Source organism: Sphingomonas crusticola, assembly GCF_003391115.1.
Lineage (GTDB): Bacteria > Pseudomonadota > Alphaproteobacteria > Sphingomonadales > Sphingomonadaceae > Sphingomonas_I > Sphingomonas_I crusticola.
This window is the reverse complement of sequence record NZ_QTJP01000001.1, coordinates 1,706,176-1,729,494: the sequence shown is the minus strand read 5'-3', so window position 1 is coordinate 1,729,494 and position 23,319 is coordinate 1,706,176. Positions and strand designations below refer to the sequence as shown.

The 23,319-nt window shown below is 65.3% G+C and carries 10 protein-coding genes and 1 tRNA gene; 9 read left to right on the top strand and 2 right to left on the bottom strand.

The annotated features are described in order from the left end of the window. The first annotated feature begins 11 nt into the window (after positions 1–11). The 9 genes from DX905_RS08160 to DX905_RS08120 all read left to right on the top strand — a co-directional run bounded on the left by DX905_RS08160 (position 12) and on the right by DX905_RS08120 (position 21,156). Positions 12–12,041, top strand: a complete 12,030-nt coding sequence (locus tag DX905_RS08160) for an MBG domain-containing protein (RefSeq protein ID WP_162875527.1) — start codon at positions 12–14, stop codon at positions 12,039–12,041. Between the two features lie 27 nt (positions 12,042–12,068). Continuing rightward, the gene (locus DX905_RS08155) at positions 12,069–13,088 is read left to right on the top strand and encodes a transporter (RefSeq protein WP_162875526.1); all 1,020 of its coding nucleotides are present in this window, start codon (positions 12,069–12,071) and stop codon (positions 13,086–13,088) included. A 125-nt stretch (positions 13,089–13,213) separates the two neighbouring features. Further along, positions 13,214–14,422 carry a PP2C family protein-serine/threonine phosphatase gene (locus DX905_RS08150; protein WP_116092411.1) on the top strand — a complete coding sequence of 403 codons (1,209 nt, stop codon included), beginning with the start codon at positions 13,214–13,216 and terminating at the stop codon, positions 14,420–14,422. Next, positions 14,409–16,565 (top strand): cache domain-containing protein, encoded by a 2,157-nt coding sequence (locus DX905_RS08145; RefSeq protein WP_116090914.1) that lies wholly within the window; start codon positions 14,409–14,411, stop codon positions 16,563–16,565. The genes DX905_RS08150 and DX905_RS08145 overlap by 14 nt, the downstream gene beginning before the upstream one ends. Before the next feature lie 33 nt (positions 16,566–16,598). Then, positions 16,599–16,973, top strand: coding sequence for a response regulator (locus DX905_RS08140; RefSeq protein ID WP_205412214.1), 375 nt, complete (start codon positions 16,599–16,601; stop codon positions 16,971–16,973). A 2-nt stretch (positions 16,974–16,975) separates the two neighbouring features. Continuing rightward, positions 16,976–17,458, top strand: coding sequence for an ATP-binding protein (locus tag DX905_RS08135; protein WP_116090912.1), 483 nt, complete (start codon positions 16,976–16,978; stop codon positions 17,456–17,458). Beyond that, positions 17,439–17,774: an STAS domain-containing protein gene (locus DX905_RS08130; protein WP_240320781.1), complete on the top strand. Its 336-nt coding sequence runs from the start codon at positions 17,439–17,441 to the stop codon at positions 17,772–17,774. Before DX905_RS08135 ends, DX905_RS08130 begins: the two co-directional genes overlap by 20 nt. Continuing rightward, a complete protein-coding gene (locus DX905_RS08125) occupies positions 17,774–19,540 on the top strand; it encodes a uracil-xanthine permease family protein (protein ID WP_116090911.1) in 1,767 nt (588 codons plus the stop codon). The genes DX905_RS08130 and DX905_RS08125 overlap by 1 nt, the downstream gene beginning before the upstream one ends. Positions 19,541–19,713: 173 nt before the next feature. After that, complete coding sequence (locus tag DX905_RS08120; protein ID WP_116090910.1) at positions 19,714–21,156, top strand: sensor histidine kinase; 1,443 nt, start codon at positions 19,714–19,716, stop codon at positions 21,154–21,156. A gap of 128 nt (positions 21,157–21,284) precedes the next feature. Here the strand turns inward: DX905_RS08120 and DX905_RS08115 are convergent. Together DX905_RS08115 and recJ are read right to left on the bottom strand one after the other, a co-directional pair. Continuing rightward, positions 21,285–21,360, bottom strand: a tRNA-Glu gene (locus DX905_RS08115). Positions 21,361–21,423: 63 nt separating this feature from the next. After that, on the bottom strand, positions 21,424–23,187 hold the full coding sequence (gene recJ, locus DX905_RS08110) for a single-stranded-DNA-specific exonuclease RecJ (protein ID WP_116090909.1): 1,764 nt from the start codon (positions 23,185–23,187) through the stop codon (positions 21,424–21,426). Positions 23,188–23,319 lie beyond the last annotated feature (132 nt).

The following is a 23,319-nucleotide window of genomic DNA, read 5'->3' as shown; positions in this document are numbered from 1 at the left end:
AAGACCGCATCATGACCCGTCGTAATCTCGCTTTTGCGCTCCTTGCCTCCACCACGCTGATCCCGGTGGCGGGACGAACGCAGACGCTGCCGTCGGGCGGCCAGGTCGCCGCCGGTCAGGCCAGCATCGCGGGTGCAGGCAATGCGATGACGATCACCCAGACGAGCAACCGCGCGGTGATCAACTGGCAGGATTTCTCGATCGCGGCAGGCAATCGCGTCGACATCCTCCAGCCGGGCGCCAACGCGGCGCTGCTCAACCGCGTCACCGGCAGCGCCACATCGACCATCGCCGGCCAGCTCAGCGCCAACGGCCAGGTCTATCTCGTCAACCCCAATGGCATCCTCATCAGCAAGTCGGGCAGCGTGAATGCCGCCGGATTCGTCGCGTCGACGCTCGATCTCTCGGACAAGGCCTTCATGGACGGCGGCGAGATCGTCGTCACGGGCAATGGCGGCCATGTCGCCAACCATGGCACGATCAGCATCGTCAAGGGCGGTTATGCCGCGCTGATCGGCGGCAAGGTCGACAATGCCGGCCTGATCGTCGCACCGCTCGGCAAGGTTACGCTCGCCTCGGGCATGCGCGCCACGCTCGATCTCGAGGGCGACGGCTTTCTCCAGGTGGCGCTGCCGGCGACGCAGACCGAGGACGGCGTGAACATGTCCGGCCGCATTGCCGCCGAAGGCGGCAGCGTGCTTCTGACCGCCGGCCAGGCGCGCGATGCGGCACGCGCGATCGTCAACCTTTCGGGTGCGATCGAGGCCAAGGGGGTGGAGGGCCGCAACGGCGCGGTCACGCTGACCGGCGGCGACATCACGCTCGCCGGCGCCAGCATCGACGTCTCGGGCGCAGCCGGCGGGGGCACGGTGCGCATAGGCGGCGACCGCCAGGGCGGCGGCACGCTCGTCCATGCCGATACGCTCCGCGTCGACGCGGCAACGACCATCAACGCCGACGCCACCGTCCAGGGCAAAGGCGGCGACGTGGTTTTATGGTCGGATGGGAGGACCGGCTTCGCCGGCGCGATCAGCGCACGCGGCGCCGGGAGCGGCGACGGCGGCGAGGCCGAGGTTTCTTCCAAGGGACTGCTCGGCTTCACCGGCACCGCCGATCTGCGCGGCGCGCGCTTCGGCACGCTGCTGCTCGATCCCTATAATGTCAGGATATCGAGCGGCGCCGACAGCAACCAGACGGGTTTCACCGCCACCGGCAACGACAGCGTCATCAACGCCTCCACGCTTACCAACGCGCTCGCCACTGCCGACGTCACCGTCTCGACCGGGTCTTCCGGCAGCCAAGCAGGCAACATCACCGTCAATGCGGCACTCTCCTGGGGCAGCAGCGGCACGCTCACGCTCAACGCCGCCGGCACCATCGCACTGCTCAACAGCATCACCGCCCCGTCCGGCGGGCTGACCCTCGCCGCCGGCGGCAACATCAACACTTTAGACACGGTGTCGGTCGCGCGGTTCACGCTCAACTCGGGCAATTGGAGTCAGATCGGTTCGACCCTGCCCTCGTTCGCGGCCAGCGATTTCAGGCTCGCCGGCGGCACCTTTGTGCGCGCGGCAGCAGGCAATGGCACCGGCGGCAATCCTTACCAAATTACGGACGTCTACGGCCTTCAGGGCGTGGACACGCTGCCCACCGCCAATGTTATTCTGGCCAATGACATCAATGCACATGGAACAGGGAGCTGGAACTCGGGCGCGGGATTCGTCCCCATTGGTCATAGCCAGTCATTTCAGGGTAACTTCGACGGCGCCGGGCACGTCATCTCAGACCTTACCATCAGCAATTCGGCTGCTGCTGCCACAGGGCTGATCGCCAGGCTCTATGCCAATGCCAACGTAAGGCGGGTCGGCCTTACCAATGCGAACATCTCGGGTGGACCGAACACCGGAGGGCTTGTCGGCTCCAGCTTCGGCAATGTCAGTTATTCGTACGTCAGCGGTTCGGTGACCGGCACGACCCATGTGGGCGGTCTGGTCGGCATCAATAATGGCGGCAGCATCGTCTATGCCTATTCCACCGCATCCGTTTCGGGCACGAATACGATCGGCGGCGCGATTGGACTGAACGCCGGCACCATCGCCCACGCCTATTCGACCGGCGCCGTTGCGAACGTCTCCAATAGCGGTGGATTGATCGGCGGGGCTGAGGGAGGGACCCTTATCGCCGTTTTCTGGGATACGCAGACAAGCGGTAAGTCGTCCGCCGCCGGCTATGTCTCGGGCAGCGGCAGCACCGCTGGAAGTACCGGCCTCACCAGCGCTCAGGCGCGCGATCGTACCAATTACGCCGGGCTCGACTTCACCAACGTCTGGTTTCAGAGCGGCGACATGCGGCCGATCCTCCGGTCGGAAGCGGCAGTGCCGGTCAACGGCGTCATCCCGATCTCCAATCTTCATCAGCTCCAGCTGATATCCACCAATCTTTCCGGCAGCTATGTCCTGGCCGCGGATATCGACGCGAGCGGAACCGCCGGCAGCGCAGGCTCCGCCGACATCTACGGCGCGGGCGGCTTCATCCCGATCGGACTGGATCCGCCCGGCTTCTCGCTTGGGACGTTTGGCGGCAGTTTGGACGGCGCCAATCACGTCATCTCGGGCTTGACGATCAACCGTTCGGATCTTGGTAACCTGGGCCTCATTGGGTCGCTTGGCGGAAGTGGGAGGATCGCCAACCTCGGTGTGGTCAATGCGACGATAACCGGCGCCAGTGACCGCATCGGCGTGCTGGCGGGGGCGAGCAGCGGACAAATATCGTCTTCGTTCAGCACCGGCCAGGTTAGCGGCCGTCAGGAGATCGGGGGGCTCGTCGGCGAGCAGGGTGGCGGGAGCATAACCAATTCGCACAGCAATGCCGTGGCGAGCGGCAATTGGAGCGTCGGCGGCCTGGTCGGCTGGAAATCAGGCGGGACCATCACCGGGTCCTTCGCGACCGGCAATGTAAGTGCCCCTTCGTCGGCCGGGGGATTGCTCGGCTTTAATTCCAGCGGCGGGCTGATCAGCAATGTCTACGCGACCGGAGCGGTATCCGGCGGACAATATGCCGGCGGACTGATCGGTCAAAATTATGCTGCCGTTAGCGACGCCTATGCAACCGGCGACGTCAGCGGAGGCAGCTATGTTGGCGGCTTGATCGGGCTGAGTTGGTATTCCGCGATCAGCAACTCCTATGCGACCGGCGATGTCACGGCGACGGGCGATCATGTCGGCGGGCTGGTTGGCGAGAGCATACAATCCGGCGCCGCAGTCAGCGACAGTTACGCGACGGGCTCGGTCACCGGTAAAAATTATACCGGTGGCCTGATCGGCGATGCGCAGGGAAGCATCGCCCGGTCCTATGCGACCGGCGTCGTAACAGGCACCGACCAGGTCGGCGGTCTGGTCGGCCAGAACGGCGCCGGCATCAGCCAATCCCATGCGAGCGGCAGCGTCACGGCCAGCACCGGCAGCGCCGGCGGGCTGATCGGCTACAATAGCGGAGCGATCAGCAAGACCTACGCGACCGGCAACGTCTCCGCCGGAACCGACGCCGGAGGCTTGGTCGGCATCATGCCCTCCGGCGGTATCGATCAATCCTTCTCCACCGGCACGCCGACCGGCACGCGATTCGTCGGCGGACTGGTAGGCCAGGAACAATTCGATCCCATGTTCGGATGGCCCGCGCCCATCACCGCCAGTTATTGGAACAAGGAGACGAGCGGTCGCTCCGAGCCCGTCGGCAATCTCGTCGGAGACTTCGGCGTGGTTTTCGCGACCGGCCTGACGACGGCGCAGATGCAGGACGGCGCGAACTATCGCACAAATTTCGCTGGGATCGACTTCACCGACACCTGGGCTCCGCCGGGCGGCGGCTATTATCCCGAGCTGTTCGCCACGTCGAACGTGCTCGCGGTCAATGCCGGCGGAACCTTCGTCTATGGCACCACCCCGACCGCTATCTACAAGGGCCTGCATACCGGCGATACTCTCGCAACGCTCGCCACGATCAGCGGGGTGAGCTCGGCGAGCGCGGTCGGCACCTATTCCGTCACCGCTTCGGGCGCGCTCGTTAGCAGCACGAGCGGCCGCAACTATCGCTATGTCTATATTCCCGGCACAGCCACCGTTACGCCGCGCGCGCTCACCATCACTACAACGGCCGGCAACCAATCGAAAACATATGGCGATGCGCTGACGCTCGGCACCGGCAGCTTCACCACCGGCCTCGGCCAACTCGTGAACGGCGACACTGTCGGCGCAGTGACGCTCGCCAGCCTCGGCGCCCCGGCGGCCGCTAATGTCGGAACTTATGCGATCACGGGCAATGCCACCGGCACGGGCCTTTCAAATTATACGATCAGCTACAGCAATAATGGCGTCCTCACCGTCAATCCGGCGACGCTGACCTACACCGCGAACGGCGCGACGCGCACCTATGGCGCCGCCAATCCGACCTTCACCGGCACCGTGACCGGGTTCAAGAACGGGCAAAGCCTGGCTGATTTGGGTGGCTCGCTGGCCTGGACCAGCCCCGCCATCACCTCCAGCAACGTCGGTTCCTATGCCATCAACGGCAGCGGCCTTACCTCGACCAATTATGTCTTCAGCCAGGCTGCTGCCAACGCGACCAGCCTGTCGGTCACTCCGGCGGCATTGGTGCTCACCGGCAGCCGCACCTATAATGGCGGAAGCGACCTAACCGCCGCGCAATTGTCGTTCAGCGGGCCCGTCAATGGCGAGACGGTAACGGTCATTAACGGGGGAATGACGACCTGGTCCGCAAATGCCGGCAGCTACGCCGGCTCCATGGCATGGGCCTATTCGAACGACGGCAGCCAGATCATCGCCAATGGCAGCGGCCCGCTGGCGTTAGGCTCGATCGTCGTCGCCATCCAGGGCGGCAATGCAGATCTTCACAATTATTCGCTGGCGCCGAGCGTCAATCTCGCGATCACGCCCGCGCCGGTCACCATCACCGGCAGCAAGACCTATGATGCCGGCGGCAACTTCACCGCCGGCCAGCTGGTCCTGAGCGGTGGCGTCAACGGTGAGCTATTGTCGCTCACCGCCGGAAGCGGTGCTGCGGGCTCGGCCAATGTCGGCAGCTATGCCGGCAGCACCTTGTCGGGGTTGACCCTCGGGGTCAGCGGCGGTCCTGGCCTTGCCTCAAACTATCAGCTGCCCGCGACAGGCACGCTAACCATCAATCCCGCGACGCTCACCTATACCTCCGATAGCGCCAGCCGGACCTATGGCGCCGCCAATCCGGGCTTCGGCGGGACGCTCACCGGCTTTGCGGCGGGCGAGACGCAGGCGACGGCGACCTCCGGCACGCTTGCCTGGACCAGCGCTGCCGGCGCCACCAGCAACGTGGGAAGCTACGCGATCAACGGCGTCGGCCTGACCGCGAACAACGGCAACTACGTCTTCGCCCAAGCGGCGGGCAACGCGACCGCGCTCGCCATCACCCCGGCCACGCTGACCTATACGGCGGATGCCGTGAACCGCGTCTATGGCGCGGCCAATCCGTCGCTGAGCGGCTCGGTCAGTGGCTTCGTGAACGGGGAGACGCTGGCGACGGCGACCACCGGCACGCTGGGATGGACGAGCACGGCCGCGGCCACCAGCAGCGTCGGAAGCTATGCGGTCACGGGCGGCGGGCTGGCCGCCAATAACGGCAATTACAGCTTCGTTCAGGCGGCGGGAAACTCGAGCGCGCTGACGATCAATCGGGCGACGTTGACCTACACGGCCGACGCCGCCAGCCGCACTTATGGCGCGGTGAATCCCGCATTCGGCGGCACCGTGACCGGCTTCGCCAATGGCGAGACGCTGGCGACGGCGACCACCGGCACGCTGACGTGGGGCAGCACGGCGAACCTGCTCAGCAATGTCGGCGATTATGCCATTACCGGCGGCGGCCTTGCCGCAACCAATTATGTGTTTGAACAGGCGGCCGCCAATGCGACCGCGCTGACTGTCACTACCGCGCCACTGACCGTCAGCGGCACCCGCATCTATAACGGCGCCACCACCTTCACCGCCGGCCAGATGGCGGTCGCGGGCGGCGTCAACGGGCAGGTCATCACGCTCAACGCGGGAAGCGGCGCGACGAGCTCCGGCAATGTCGGCACATATGGCGGCAGTGCCTTGTCGAACCTCGACTGGGCGATCAGCGGCGGCTCGATTTCCAACTATCAATTGCCGACCACCGCCACGCTGACGATCACGCCGCGCGCGCTGACGGTGACGGCAGATGCGCTCAGCCGCATCTATGGCGATGCCAATCCGACCAGCGGCACTGCCGCCGGCGACGATCTGGTGGCGGGCGACAGCATCACGTCGGTAACATTGGCGACGCCGGCCACGGTGGTGAGCAATGTCGGGAGCTACAACCTGACCGGCTCCGCGGCGACCGGCACTGGCTTGTCAAACTATACGATCACCTATGCGACGAGGGCAGGCGGCCTCACCATCACTGCCCGGCCGATCCAGGTGTTGGCCGGTGCGGCGACGCGCACTTATGGCGACGCCAATCCGACGCTGGGCTACACGCTCGGAGGATCCGGCCTCGTCAACGGCGACACCCTGTCCGGCGCGCTCGCGACAACGGCAGCATTGACGAGCAGCATCGGCAATTACGCGATCACGCAGGGGTCGCTTGCGGCCGGCACCAATTACAGCCTCACCTTCACCGGCAATACTCTGACGATCACGCCGCGCGCGCTGACGGTAACCGCGAATGCGGCGAGCCGCGTTTATGGCGATGCCAACCCAATCATCGGGGCTGCCACAGGCGACAATCTCGTCAATGGCGATACGATCAGCGGCGTCACCCTCGCAACATCGGCAACGGCGGCGAGCAACGTTGGCAGCTATGACCTGATGGGCTCGGGCGCCACCGGCACCGGCCTTACGAATTACGCGATCAATTATGCGACGCGTACCAACGGGCTGACGGTGACACCCCGCGCCTTGACGGTGACGGCGGATGCCGCCAGCCGCATCTATGGCAATGCCAACCCGGCAAGCGGAACGGCCACGGGTGATAATCTCGTCAATGGCGACGCGATCACAGCGGTCGTGCTAACCACGCCGGCAACCGCCGCCAGCAACGTCGGCAGCTATGATCTGATCGCCTCCGCGGCCACCGGTACGGGGCTCACCAATTATACAATCAACTATGCGACGCGCACCAGCGGGTTGAGCGTCACGCCGCGAGCGCTGACGGTGACGGCGGATGCCGCCAGCCGCATCTACGGTAACGCCAATCCCGCCACCGGCACCGCCACGGGCGACAATCTCGTCAATGGCGATACGCTCGCCGGCGTCACGCTCACGTCGTCGGCGACCGCCTCCAGCAATGTCGGCAGCTACGACCTCACCGGTTCGGCCGCGACTGGCACGGGCCTCACCAATTATGCGATCAGCTATGCAACGCGCGCCAACGGTCTGACCGTCACGCCGCGTGCGCTGACGGTGACGGCGGATGCCGCCAGCCGCATTTATGGCGATGCCAACCCGGCAAGCGGAACGGCCACGGGCGACAATCTGGTCAACGGCGACACGATCACATCGGTAGCGCTGGCGACGCCTGCGACGGTGACCAGCAATGTCGGCGGCTATGACCTGACCGGCTCCGGGGCGACCGGCACCGGCCTTGGCAATTACACGATCAGCTATGCGACACGCGCCAACGGACTTAGCATCACGCCGCGCCCGATCAGCGTCGAGGCCGATGCGCTCAGCCGCATCTACGGCAATCCCAACCCCGCTTTGACCTATGCCATCCACGGCTCCGGCCTGGCCAATGGCGACACGCTCAGCGGCACGCTCGCGACGCTCGCCGCGCTCACCAGCGGCGTGGGCAGCTATGCCATCACCCAGGGCTCGCTTGCGGCAAGCACCAATTACAGTCTCAGCTTCACCGGCGCCAACCTCTCCGTCACCCCGCGTGCGCTGACCGTCACCGCGGACGCGCTCAGTCGGATCTACGGCGACGCAAACCCCGCCACCGGCACCGCGGCCGGCGACAATCTCGTCAATGGCGATACGATTATCTCGGTCGCCCTGAACACTCCGGCCACCGCCGCCGCTAATGTCGGCAATTACGACCTGACCGGCTCTGCCGCGACCGGCACCGGTCTCGGCAATTACACGATCAGCTATGCGACCCGCAGCAACGGGCTGACCATCACCCCGCGCGCGATCACGGTCGCTGCCAACCCGCTCAGTCGCGTCTATGGCAACGCCAATCCCGGCCTGACCTACACCGTCGGGGGGCTGGGCCTGGTCAATGGCGACACCTTGAGCGGCGGGCTGGCCACCGCTGCCGCCGCCGCCAGCGGGATCGGCAATTATGCCATCACCCAGGGCAATCTGGGTGCGAGCACCAATTACAGCCTCGCCTTCACCGGGGCGAATCTCTCGGTCACACCGCGCGCGCTGACGGTGACCGCGGATGCGCTCAGCCGCGTCTATGGCAATGCCAACCCAGTCAGCGGCAGTGCGACCGGAGACAATCTCGTCAACGGCGACACGATCACGTCGGTGGCGCTTGCGACGCCGGCGACGACCATCAGCAATGTCGGCAGCTATGACCTGACCGGCTCGGCCGCGGCCGGTACCGGCCTCGGCAATTACACGATCAGCTATGCGACGCGCGCCAACGGGCTCACGGTCACGGCGCGGCCGATCACGATCGCAGCCAATGCGCTCAGCCGCATCTATGGCGATGCCAATCCCACGCTGACCTATGCGGTCGGTGGATCGGGGTTGGTCAACGGCGACACGCTGTCCGGCCTACTTGCCACCAATGCCGGCGTCGCCAGTGGTATCGGAACCTATGCGATCGGCCAGGGCAGCCTTGCCGCCAGCGCCAATTACAGCTTGTCCTTTATCGGCGCCGACCTTTCGGTCACGCCCCGCGCGCTGACGGTGACAGCCGACGCACTCAGCCGAATCTATGGAAACGCCAATCCGGCGAGTGGCACCGCGAGCGGTGACAACCTGGTCAATGGCGACACGATCACATCAGTAGCGCTGACGACGCCTGCGACGGTGAGCAGCAATGTCGGCAGCTATGATCTCACCGGCTCGGCCGCGACCGGCACGGGCCTTGGCAATTACACGATCAGCTATGCAACCCGCGCCAATGGCCTGACCGTGACGGTGCGCCCGATCACCGTCGCCGCCGATCCGCTCAGCCGCATCTACGGCGATGCCAATCCCGGACTGACCTACACAATCGGTGGGTCCGGGCTGGTAAACGGCGATACATTATCGGGCCTGCTGGCTACCGCCGCGACACCGACCAGCAATGTCGGCACCTATGCGATCGGTCAGGGCAGCCTCGCGGCGAGCTCCAATTACAGCCTTGCTTTCACCGGCGCGAATCTATCGGTCACGCCGCGTGCCTTGACCGTAACTGCCGACGCGCTCAGCCGCATCTACGGCAATGCCAATCCAGCGACCGGCACCGCCACCGGCGACAATCTCGTCAACGGCGACACGGTTGCCTCGGTCGCGCTCGCAACGCCGGCGACGGTCACCAGCAATGTCGGCGGCTATGATCTGACCGGTTCGGGAGCGACTGGCACCGGCCTTGCCAATTACACGATCAGTTACGCCACGCGCGCCAACGGGCTCACCATCACGCCGCGCCCGATCAGCGTCGAGGCCGATGCGCTCAGCCGCATCTACGGCAATCCCAACCCCGCTTTGACCTATGCCATCCACGGCTCCGGCCTGGCCAATGGCGACACGCTCAGCGGCACGCTCGCGACGCTGGCGGCGCTCACCAGCGGCGTCGGCAGCTATGCCATCACCCAGGGCTCGCTCGCGGCAAGCACCAATTACAGCCTCAGCTTCACCGGCGCCAACCTGTCGGTCACCCCGCGTGCGTTGACCGTGACGGCCGATGCATTGAGCCGCGTTTATGGCGACGCAAATCCCTCCCTGACCTATGCCGTCGGCGGATCGGGCCTGGTCAACGGCGATACGTTGTCGGGCGCGTTGGCGACGACCGCAGCATTGACCAGCACGATAGGGAATTATGCGATCGGCCAGGGCAGCCTCGCTGCGACCCCGAACTACAGCCTCGCGTTCACCGGCGCGACGCTGGCAGTCACGCCGCGCACGCTGACGGTGACGGCCGATGCGCTCAGCCGCATCTACGGCGATGCCAACCCGGTCATCGGCACCGCGACCGGAGACAATCTCGTCAATGGCGATACGATCGCCGCGGTTGCGCTGACGACGCCGGCGACGACGCTCAGCAATGTCGGTAACTATGATCTGACGGGCTCGGCGGCGACCGGTACGGGCCTCAGCAATTACACGATCAGCTATGCGACACGCGCGGGCGGCCTCACCGTTAGCGCGCGGCCGATATCGGTGGCAGCGAACCCGCTCAACCGCATCTATGGCGATGCCAATCCCGCGCTCACTTACACGATCGGCGGATCGGGCCTGGTTAATGGCGATACGCTGTCCGGCCTGCTCGCCACCACGGCAAGCGTGGTCAGTAATGTCGGCGACTATGCCATTACGCAGGGTAATCTCGCGGCGTCGTCGAACTACAGCCTGGCTTTCATCGGCGCCAACCTGTCGGTCACGCCGCGCGCCGTGATCGTGGCGGCCACGCCGCTGAGCCGCATCTATGGGGACGCCAATCCTGCGCTCACCTACACGGTCGGCGGATCGGGCTTGATGAATGGCGACAGGCTCTCGGGCCTGCTGGCCACCAACGCCGGCATCACGAGCGGCATCGGCGATTATGCGATCACGCAAGGAAGTCTCTCCGGTGGCGCGAATTACAATGTCGCCTTCACCGGCGCCAACCTGCTCGTCACCCCCCGCGCGCTGACCGTGACGGCCACGCCGTTGAGCCGTACCTACGGCGATACCAATCCTGCGCTGACCTACGCGGTCGGCGGCTTGGGGCTCGTCAACGGCGACACGCTCTCCGGCCTGCTTGCCACCGACGCCAGGGTGACAAGTGGCGTCGGCAGCTATGCGATCGGCCAGGGCAGCCTTTCGGGCGGAGCGAATTACAGTCTCGCCTACAGCGGCGCCAATCTGGTGGTCACCCCGCGCGAATTGACCGTCACGGCTGATCGGCTGAGCCGCATCTACGGCGACGCCAACCCCGCACTCACCTATGCGGTCGGCGGGCGTGGCCTCGTCAATGGCGATACATTGTCGGGCCTGCTGGCCACGAGCGGGACCACAGCCAGCGGCGTCGGCACTTACACGATCACGCAAGGCAACCTGGCGGCCAACGCCAATTACAGCCTCACCTTCACCGGCGCGGACCTGACGGTCACCCCGCGGGCGCTGACCGTGACCGCCGACGCCATCAGCCGCACCTATGGCAATGCCAATCCGGCGAGCGGCAGCGCCAGCGGCGACAATCTCGTCAACGGCGACACGATCCGTGAGGTTGCGCTTATCACGCCCGCCACGGCCGCAAGCAATGTCGGCAGCTACGATCTGGCGAGCGCGGCGGCGACCGGCACCGGCCTTGCCAATTACCGCATCACCTACGCCACCCGCACCGGAGGGCTGACAGTCACTCCGCGCCCGTTGACCATCACCGCCGACACACTCAGCCGCCGCGCGGGCCTACCCAATCCTTCGCTGACCTACGCGATCGGCGGGGCAGGCCTGGTCAATGGCGACCTGCTGAGCGGCAGCCTCGCGACCGACGCGACCCTCCAAAGCGTCCCCGGTTCCTACGCCATCAGCCAGGGCACGCTCGCCGCATCGTCCAATTATCGGGTCAGCTATGTCGGCAACATGCTGCTGGTGGAAATCCAGCCGGCGTTACCGGCAACCGCACTGGTCGGCAGCGCGCTCGCTCGCGACGCATTCAGCATGGGCAACCGGCCGAACCCTCAAGGGGGCGTCCTTGTCGATGCCGATCCTGCGTCAGGCATCCTGCTGGAGACGCCGGAAGGCCCGGGCGAGGAAATATGCTCCAAGAGCAATCTGTGTCGTGCCGCGGCGGGCCAGTCGTTCCGCGCAGGATCCAGCGGTGGCAGGTGACCGCGCGCTGACATGCGCGCGGCGCGCATGACCATGGCGCTTGCCTGCTCGCTCCTCGCTGCGGCGCTGGCCGAGGCGGCACCCTCCGCAGCCGGCGCGCCGCCGCAGGTCGGCGGCCTGGTCGCAGACAAGGCGGCGCAAGACGGGGAGATCTGGCTCACCGGCTCGCTCTTCTCGAACACTGCCGCGACTTTGCCCAAGGGCCACATCCTGATCGAGCCCTATCTGTATGATTCCATCACGACCGGAAGCTTCTCGGCTGCCGGCAGTCGCAGCGCGCAGCCCGTCCAGCACGGTGTCCGACAGCTTACGCTCATTCTCTACGGGTTGACGGATCGCCTCACGCTGGGGGCGCTCCCTCAATTCGGATATAATGACACATCGGCGCTGTCCGGACGCAGCCGCGTGGGTTTCGGCGACCTGCCGCTGCGCGTTCAATATAAAATCAACGATTTCACAGCGGGGCGGTTCATGCCGACCGTCTCTGTGGCTTTCGACTTGATACTCCCCACGGGGGCATATCAGAATTTAGGCAGCTTTGCGCCGAACGCTCTGGGTACCGGCGCCCACACGGCGCGGCTGGCAACGTATCTTCAGCGCAATTTCCCAATACCGGGCATCAGGACGCTGCGTGCCCGGCTCAACATCTCTTACTCGATATCGAGCAGGCCGTCCGTGGCGGGCCGTTCCTCCTACGCAACGCCGCCGCGATTCAGGGGCCAGGCCCGGCTTGGCGACGCCTTCTCGCTGCTTGCCGCAACCGAATTCAGCCTGACCCAGAATTGGGCGGTGGCGCTCGACTATATCTATGCCCGCGCAGGCAAGACCGTCATTTCGGGCGACGCCGCAACACGCACCGGCGCTCCTGAGGGATATGTCTCCTATCGACGCATATTTCCGCGCTCGGAATCGTTCGAACTGGCACCGGCGGTTGAATATAATCTGTCCTCGCGCGTCGGCTTGATAGCCGGGGCGAGCATCTCCCTGTGGGGGCGTAACAGCCCGGCCGGCATCAGGCCGGCCATCGCGCTGAACACGGTATTTTGATGCCCTTGGCGGCAGACACTGCGGTCCAGCCGCGAATGGCGGCGGCTCAGCCCGATGGGGGCGCAAGCGTGTCGCCGGCGGCCGCCCGCCCATCAGCAAGCGAGGCCTTCCAGGAGGAGACGGGCATGAACCACGTCGCCCTGAACGGCCCCGCGCCGCTGCTCCAGCGGGCGCGCGTGCTCGTGGTCGATGACGTGGAGGCGAACCGGGATCTCCTGGTGCGTCGTCTCGCGCGGCTTGGGATTGCCAATGTGATCCAGGCGGCGGACGGGCAGGCCGCGCTCGACATCATTCGCCGCCAGCCGCTCGACCTGATCCTGCTCGATATCATGATGCCGGTCGTGAATGGCTTCGAAGTGCTCGAGGCGATGAAGCGGGAAGGCTTGATCGAGCGGCTGCCCGTCCTCGTCGTCTCGGCCATGGGCGAGACGGATGCGGCGATCCGCGCCATCGAGTTGGGCGCCGTCGATTTCCTGCAGAAACCCTTCAACCCGACCCTCCTGCGCGTCCGGGTCTTGGCGACGCTGGAGAAGAAGCGGCTGCGCGACGGCATTCGCGACGAACTCGCCAGGCGGCGGGCCGAGTTGCTCGAGGCGCGCCAGCTGCAGCTTGCCCTCACCCCGCCGCATTATTCCGACGAATGGCTGTCGGTCGCTGCGCTGATTGAGCCCGCGCGCGAAGTGGGAGGCGATCTCGTCGATCATGTCCGCCTGCCTGACGGGCGCCACCTTCTGGTCGTCGGGGACGTCTCGGATAAGGGCGCCGCGGCGGCTTTGATGATGGCGCGGACGCATTCGCTCATACGCAGCCTCGCCACCGGCTCCACCGCAGTCCGGTCGCTCAACGATCTCGGCGCGGCAGCCCACTCGCTGAATCAGAGCCTGGCGGCGGGCAATGATGGTTGCATGTTCGTGACGCTCTTTGTGGCGTTATACGACCCTGCCGCGGGATGGCTCGACTATGTCCGCTGCGGCCACGTGCCGCCGTTCGTGCATCGCTCCGTCGGGCGCATGGAGCGGCTCGAACTGGCCGGCGGCCTGCCCTTGGGGGTGAGCGATGCCGCCACCTATCGCGCGGGCAGAATCGAGCTCGCGGCGGGAGACACGCTGCTGGTGCTGAGCGATGGTGTGACCGAGGCAGCCGCGCCGGACGGGCTGCTCTTCGGCGAGGAACGCGTGGAAGCGTGGCTTGCGGCCCGTCCCGCCACGATCGCGCCGCTGGTTGACGACGTGCGCGATCACGAAGCGGGCGGCCCGCCTTCCGACGATCTGGCGATACTCTTTCTCACCGTGAATTCGCTCAACAGCTCAGCGAGAAAATATGCCGATTCGTAACTTGCCCGCGATGTGGCGAAACAATCCGATTGTCCGCGGTATCGGGCTGTCGTTCCTCAGCGTGCTGCTGGTCGGTCTGATCGTCAGCATCGTCACCGGCCATATGCTGCATCGGAATGCCGAGAAGGCAGCGCTGGAACGCGTCGACGCGGATATGCGGGTGGCGTGGGATGTTCTTCGGCAAAAGGGTGCCGCATTTCGGGTCGAAAAGGGCAGCCTGATGGCGGGCGGCTTCCGGCTGAACGGCAACAACGAGGTCGTCGACAAGATCAAGCGTCTGGTGGCCAGCGCGACGACCGTCTTTCAAGGCGATGAGCGGATCTCGACCACCATATTGAAAAGCGATGGGCAACGGGCGATCGGAACCCGGCTCGCCGCCGGTCCGGTTCGCGACGCAATCTTCGCGGCCCACCGCCCCTATCGCGGAAAAGCGGATGTTTTGGGCGAACCCTACATGACCGCCTACGACCCGATCCGCGGGCGCGACGGAAAGGTGATCGGGATCCTGTTCGTGGGGGTGCGGCAGGCCGATTACACGAAGCCGGCGGACGCAGCTTCGCTCGCGGTTATCATCGGGGTTCTGCTTTCGGGAATCCTGTCGCTCGGGCTGACCTATGTCATAACGAAGAACAGTCTCCAGGATCAGGCTCGCAAGATCCTCGACATGAGCCCGGTCGCGGTCGCGATCGTCAACGAGGATGGCGATCTTCTCTACGTGAACGATGCGGCAATCGCGGCTTTCTATCATCAGGCGGCGAAGGAGTTGTTGCGGCCGCAGGATCTCTATGCCGACCCGGGCCAGCTCCAGCGCCTGATGGCCCAGTTCCGCGCCGAGGGGGAGGTTCGCGACGTCGAGGTTCTTTATCGTCGGAGCGACGGCTCGACCTTCTGGGCGTTGGTGACCTGGCAGAAGCTGATCTATAAGGATCAGCCGGCGATCGTCCGCTGGATCTACGATGTCAGCGAGCGCAAGGCTGCGGAACTCGCGATGGCGGAAGCCCGCGATCTGGCCGAGCGCACCAATCAGACCAAATCCGAATTTCTCGCCAATATGAGCCATGAGCTGCGCACACCGCTCAATGCGATCATCGGCTATGCCGAGCTCCTGCAGGAGGACATGGTCGATGCGGGCTTGGACGATGCCTTGCCCGATCTCAAGAAGATCGAGGCGGCGGGCAAGCATCTGCTCGAATTGATCAACGAAATCCTCGACCTCAGCAAGATCGAAGCGGGACGGATGGAGGCCTATCTCGAGCCTGTCAGCCTGCCCCGCCTGATCGAAGAGATCGACGCGATGGCACGCCCGCTGGCGACCACCCGCAACAATCAGCTTGAGATCGTCTCGGATGTCGACGCCGTGCCCATCCGTACCGATTATACCAAGCTGAAGCAGAGCCTGCTCAATCTGATCAGCAATGCCTGCAAGTTCACGCAAAACGGGGTCGTCCGCCTGGAGGTCGAACGCGGCGCAGGCGAGGTCAGGTTCCGCGTGAGCGATACCGGCATCGGCATGACCGAGGAACAGACGGCACGGCTCTTCCAGGCATTCACCCAGGCCGATGCCAGCACCACGCGCGAATATGGTGGCAGCGGACTTGGTCTCGCGATCACCAAGCGTTTCTGTCAGCTGCTCGGCGGCGATGTGACGGTCGAAAGCGTGCCGGGGCAGGGCAGCACCTTCACGATCGTTCTTCCGCTTGAAGAGGAGGGACCGTCGGAACTGGAATCGATCAAGACGGCATCGACGGGTCCGTCCGCCGCAACCCTCGTCCTGCTGGTGGATGACGATCCGCAAATCCATCACCTGGTGGGCACGATGCTGAGCCGCGAAGGGTATCGCGTCGAATATGCGGGTGGCGGCGCCGAGGCGATTGCACGCGCGCGCAGCCTGCGCCCGGCCGTCATCCTGCTCGACGTGATGATGCCGCAAGTGGACGGCTGGACCGTTTTGACGGCGCTCAAGGCCGAGCCCGAACTCGCCGAGATTCCGATCGTGATCATAAGCCTCCTTGACGAGCGTCCGCTCGGATTGTCGCTCGGCGCGGCCGAGTTTCTGACGAAGCCGGTCGATCGCAAGCAGCTGATCGAGACCGTCCGTGCCTTTGCCGGCGGTGCTGCCGAAATGGCGGCGAGCGATGCGTGAGAGGCGCAAGGACCGACGACCATGGAGGCGTACGTGAGCCTGCGTATCCTGTTGGTGGAGGACAATGACGAGAATCGCGAGATGCTGGGACGGCGTCTCAAGCGGCGCGGCCACGAGCTCCATTTCGCGGTGAATGGGGCCGAAGCTGTGGCGCTGACCAAAGCGGAAACGCCCGGGATCGTGCTGATGGACCTCAGCCTGCCGGTGATGGACGGCTGGGAGGCGACCCGTCAGGTCAAGGCCGACCCGGCGACCCGGGCCATCCCCATCATCGCCCTGACCGCGCATGCCATGGACGGCGATCGCGAAAGGGCCTTTGCCGCCGGAGCGGACGATTACGATACCAAGCCCGTCGATCTGGAGCGGCTGCTTTCGAAGATCGCCGCGCTGACGGGGAGCCCCGCCTGACTATGGCGGTCGCGGGAGACATTGGCAGCACGGCCCGGCTTGAACTGGTGCTTGCCAGCCGCCTGGATGAGATTGCGCGTCTGGCCGCGGCGGTCGAATCCTTTTGTGAGCTCCATGGGCTGCCGGCCCGCAGCGCCCATCTCTTCAATCTCTGTTTTGACGAGCTCATCACCAATATCGTCATCCATGGGCTGAAGGAGGCACCGGATCACGCGATCGCCGTGACGCTGGCGCTCGGGCGCGACTGGCTTCGCGGGACGATCGTCGACGATGGTCCGCCCTTCGATCCGCTCGGGATCGGGCCGCCGGATCTGCACGCGGCGCTTGAGGATCGCGCGATCGGCGGGCTCGGCACCCACTTCGTCCGCACGCTGATGGATGAGGTCGGCTATCGTTACCAGGACGGTCACAACCACTTCACGCTCGCGCACCAGATTCCTGGCCGAGCCGTTCCGGAGAATGATCATGTCAATCCAGATCGCTGACGAACGAGCCGGAGAATTTCCTGTCATCGTGCTCAGGGGCCGGCTCGATAGTACAACATCCAGCCTGCTCGACGCGCGGTTGGGCGAGGATGCGAGCGCCTCGGCCGCGACGATCATCGACATGACTGGACTGGATTATGTCAGCAGCGCCGGGCTGCGCGTGCTGCTCAAGGCAGCCAAGCAAGCCAAGGCGCGATCGGCCAGGCTGCTGCTCTGTACGCTCCACCCCAATGTGCAGGAGGTGTTCGACATTAGCGGCTTCTCCGCGATCTTCTCGATTTATCCGGACCGCGCAGCGGCAGCTGCGGCAGCCTGATGCGGCAACTGGCCTGGCTGCTGCCGCCGGTGGCTCCTTCGCGCCGGACGAAGCCGGAAGAGATCGTCTACGGTTTCGACGAACGACCGCCGACCTTTACGCTCGTCTCGGTCGGTGTGCAGCATGCGGTGCTGGCGCTGATGCTCGGTATCTATACGGTGATCGCCGGCCGGGGGATCGGGCTCACCGGCCCGGCGCTGGTTCATTATACCGGATCGTGTTTCTTCGTGCTCGGCATCGGAACCATGCTGCAGGCGTGGCGCAGCCGGCTGACGCCCGGGGTGCCGCTGGTTTCGGTGCCGAACATCATTACGCTCGGCGCCTACACCTCCGTGGTCGTTCATTACGGCCTGGGCGCCGCGATGGGTGCCATCATGATCGCCAATCTCGTCGTCATTGCGCTGGCGCGCCGGCTTCCCAGAATGCGCGCCATATTCCCGCCGGAGGTGATCGGCGTGGTCGTCCTGATGCTTGGCTTGTCCATGGTGACGGGCGGGGTACGGCGCAGCGTCGCGGTGAGCACTAATATGCATTCTTCCGGGTGGGCTGTCCTCGCCGCGGTGACGACAATCGCCTGTATCATTGGCTTGTCGGTGTGGGGCACGCGCCAATTGCGCACCATGGCAGTGCTGATCGGAATGGTGGCCGGCGTGGTGGTGGCAGTGCTGACCGGTGTCGCCCATCCCGCAGCCTTGCGCGGCATAGCCGATCTTCCCGCGATGACCTTGCCGATCATCTCCAGCAGCCTGCCTTTGCCAAGCTTCGTGCCGACGGCCGTCGCCGCAATTCTGCTTACCGAATTGCTCTCGGCGATGGACCAGTTTGCCGGTGTGCTGACGCTGGACAAGCTGAACGACGCGCATTGGCGCCGGGCCGATATGCCGATGGTGGCCCGTTCCGTCGTTACCATGGGGATCGAAAATTTCCTCCACGGTCTTACCGGCACGCTCACCGGCGGTTCGTCGGCTGCCAATATCGGGCTCGCCAATTCGACCGGTATAATGTCCCGTCATGTCGGCTTCGTGGCGGGCGCTACGATCTGCCTGGTCGCGTTCGTGCCGGTCATTCCCGCGTTACTCGTGATGACTCCCGAACCGGTTATCGGGGGCATCCTGATCTATACGGCCGCCTTCATGATCGTGGCGGGCATGGACCTTGTCCTCTCGCGCCTGCTCAACCCCCAACGCACTTACACGGTCGGGCTGTCCGTGGTGCTTGGGACCGCGATCATGCTGTCGCCCGACCTCGTCCAAGGTGCTCCGCTGTGGAGTCAGGCGATCGTCGGATCGGGGCTTACGATAGGCTCGATTGCGGCGATCGCGCTCAATGCCCTGTTTCGGATCGGGGTTAAGCGATCCGCGGAAACCGCTCTCGCGGAAACGCATCCGACCGCCGAAGCGGCATCGTTCATCGAGCATAACGGCAAAGTCTGGGGCGCGCGGCGCGAAGTGGTGATGCGTGCCGCCATGGCCGTGGGGGAGGCGCTCGAAGCGATCGATGCCGAGGCGCTTCGCCGGGGGCCCGTGCGGCTCGTGGTGACCTTCGACGAATTCAACCTGGCCTGCCGTCTCTGCTATCCCGGGGTCGCACCGATATTCACCGACCGGCCGGTCGATGCGGTGGCGTTGCTCGATGAAGATGACAGCGACGCGCTCATTGCAGCTGGTGCCCGATTATCCGCCTTGCTGATCGTGCGCCTCGCGGACCGGGTACATGCGTCAACCCGCAACGGCGCTGCCGAACTGGTGCTCAACTTCGACCATTAGCTTTTTTCACCCTTTGCCAGAGCCTGTTTGATCTGCGTGAACGGTTCGGCGTCTCATTCAAGCTTGCAAGGAACGGCCAAATTATTTGGGAAAGCCGCTGAAGGATCGCGATGGTCTAAAAAAAGCCTGGCTCGACAACTTCAGCATCCAGGATCACTGATTGGACAGAAGCCATGACCGCGGATGTCGAACATTTGCACCCGCCGGGCGAGCCGGTCGCCGCGGACGAAGCGGGCAGCCGGAAGGCGACCGGAGAGGCTTGGCCCGATTCCCCGGCGAAAACCCTTCCGGACAGCGTCCTTCCCGAGGATCACATTCTGGATCCCCGTGCCGGCTATCGTTTGCCCCATGGCGAGGACGATATCCGCGTCGATTATCGCCGCGTCGAACTCGGTTCGCTCATTGCCTTGGCCGCTGCCGCCGTCGAAATCTCCGTCAATCTGGTCCGCAATGTCGCCGCCATGTGGGGCCTCATCGCCGTCGCGCTGGTCTGCGCGCCCATCTTCTGGTTTCTCGCTCGGCGCGCCCAGCGTTCGCGCACGCACGGACCGCCATTCCTGGTCGAATCCTTCGTGATTTTCGCACTGCTGAGCTCCAGCGGAGCCGGCTATCTTGCCGGGCTCGAGGGGCGGCTCACCAGCGGTTACTCGCTGACATTCCTCACCGTATCGGCATTCTACATGATACCGCCGCGGCGATTCATCGCCATCGGCGTAGCCACCTATGCCTTTTACGTTACCTGGCTGTCGTCACTCGACCTTCCGCTGCTCAGCAAGGTCTTCCCGCTGACCAACACCGGCTTCGCTGTCCTGGCGGGATGCTTCGCGCGAAGTGGCATCGATCGCATTCAGCAAGTCGGCCGCCTCCAACGCCGCCAGATCGCGGAGCGGAATGCGGCCCTGAGCCGCCAGGTAAGCGAACTCAACGACCTGATGGCGATCGCGGCGCACGACCTGCGCAGCCCGTTATTCGGTCTCGCCAACCTGCTTGATTTGGCCCGGCACCGGCCCCCCGCATCGCCGGAGGGAATGTTCCGCCTGCTCGACGCGGCGGGCGGCTCCGTCACGGCGATGCTGGCATTGGTCGGACGCCTGCTCGACGCGCATGAAGTTGAGGGACGTGCGGCGCCGGCGATCAAGTGCAAGGACCTGGGCGTCCTTTTGACAGCTTCGGTGCAGCGGGTGGAACCGCTGGCGCGCGCGGCCGGCGTGGCCATCAAGACCATAATCCCCGATCAGCCGGTGCTTGCCTGGGGAGACGCCGACAATATCGGGCAGATACTGGACAATCTGCTGTCCAACGCGGTCCGCTACTCCCTCAAAGGCTCGGCCGTGCGGGTCGTCACCGGTCTTGCGGATGCCCATGCCTTCATTGAAATCGAGGACCACGGGGTTGGCGTACCCGCAGGGGAGCGCCCGATGCTGTTCGCCAAGTTCCGACGCGGTTCGACGCCGCCGCCGAGTGGGTCGCGAGGATCGGGTCTCGGCCTCTACATCGTCAAGATACTTGCGCAGACGATGGGCGCGGAATGCACCTACAGCCCCAATCCTTCAGGGGGCTCGATCTTTCGACTCACCTTCCAGATCAAAGGCCTTCCGAGCGAAGCCCATGGCTGAAGGCGCCTTCCCCATTGGAACGCTTGCCGCCGACCACTACTCGCGTCGCGAACTCGGGCGGGTTCAACGCGCGGCTGAATCTGTGATTTTCGCGAATCTCGCGCGCACGTGCCGTTTTCGGCAGTGGATGGTGACCCCTACGGGAATCGAACCCGTGTTTCAGCCGTGAAAGGGCCGCGTCCTAGACCGCTAGACGAAGGGGCCATCCGGGCGTCCGCTTAGGGGTGGGAAACAAAGAGGTCAATCGGCGGCGACGCTTCGGCCCCGTCAATCTGCCCAGGCGGCGTCATCAATATGCAATTCCGCCTGGCCGCCGCCGTTCCACAGATCGATGCGGGCGCGTCCGGCCAGCCACAGGCGGCGATGCGGGCCTGCGCCCAACAGGGCCTGGCCGAGCGCGCTTTCGGCCTGGCGGAACGCGATCGTCTTGATCGAGCGCCCGTCCTCGCCCGCCACGACCGCGCGCACATGGCCATTGCCGACGACATCGCATTTGATCACGCGCACCGGCCCAGCGGCGACGCGCGGGCTCGGCCAGCCCGCGCCATAGGGGCCGCCGGCTTCCAGCGCCTCGACGAGTGCCGGTGCGACACCGCCGCAGCTCAGCACCGCGTCGAGCAGCAAAGCGCGGTCGTCGCGCGATAGGGCGACGTCGTTGGCAAGGCGCTGGTCGAGGAAGTCGGCGAGCGCTTCGATCTTGTCGGCGGCGACCGTCAGTCCCGCTGCCATCGCATGGCCGCCGCCAGCGATGAGCAGGCCCAGATCCTTGGCCGCGAGCACCGCCGCGCCTAGATCGACGCCGGAAATGGATCGGCCCGAGCCCTTGCCGATGCCGTTGCCATCGATCGCGATGACGATCGCCGGGCGGCCGAGCTTTTCCTTGAGGCGGCCGGCGACGATGCCGATCACGCCGGGATGCCAGCCTGGACCGGACATGATCGCCACCGCGCGATTGCCTTGCGTGTGCACCATTGCTTCGGCGGCTTCGGTCACCGCGGTTTCAATCGCGCGGCGTTCCACGTTGAGGCGGTCGAGTTCGGTCGCGATCTCCTCCGCCTCGCTTTCGCTGGTGGTGGTGAGCAGCCGCACGCCGAGATCGGCCTTGCCGACGCGGCCGCCGGCATTGATGCGCGGGCCGAGCGCAAAGCCGAGATCGGTGCAGGTCACCGCCTTGGTCAGGCCCGCGGCGCGGGCCAGCGCCGTCAGGCCGATATTGCGGCCCTGTGCCATTACCTTGAGCCCTTGCGCGACGAAGGCGCGATTGAGCCCCCTGAGCTGGGCAACATCGGCGACCGTGCCCAGGGCCACCAGGTCAAGCAGGTCGATAAGGCGCGGCTCGGGCCGGTCGGCGAACCAGCCGCGCGCGCGCAAGGTGCGGATGAGGGCCGCCCCCAGCAGGAAGGCGACGCCGACCGCGGCGAGGTGGCCGTGGGCCGCCCCTTCCTCCTCATCCAGCCGGTTCGGATTCACCAGCGCGAACGCCTTGGGCAGCTCGGACGCGCATTTATGATGATCGACCACGATCACGTCCACGCCTTCCGCCGCGGCCATGTCGAGCGCGTCAAATGCCTGTGCGCCGCAATCGACCGTGACGATCAGCCGCGCCCCGCCGCGCGCGATCCTGACCAGAGCTTCTCCCGAAGGGCCGTAACCCTCCATCAGCCGGTCGGGGATATAGGCCTGCGGATCGAGGCCGAGATCGCGCAGCAGACGGATCAGCAGGGCGGCGGAGGTGGCGCCATCGACGTCATAATCGCCGAAGATCGTGACCGGCTCTTTCTCCAGCACGGCGGCGGCAAGCCGCTCGGCCGCGACGTCCATGTCGCGGAAGATGGAGGGATCGGGCATGAAGCCGCGGATCGTGGGGATGCGATGCCGTTCGAGCGCGTCGCGCGCAACGCCGCGTGACAGCAGCAATTGCGTCACCAGATCATCGGGTGCGAATCCCTCGTCGCGGCGCTCGCCTTCCAGCCCGCGCCAGCGCCATGGCTGGCCGAGGATTGAGCGGGTCACGGAGAGCGCGGGCGTCATCGCCGCATCCTACACCGCATCCGAGTCCGCGTGAATCCCTTAGCTTTCGTCCCATTCCGCTCATGCTGAGTAGGGGCCGAGTAGGCCCATAGGGCCGTATCGAGGGCTCGTATCGAAGCAGCGTCCTTCGAT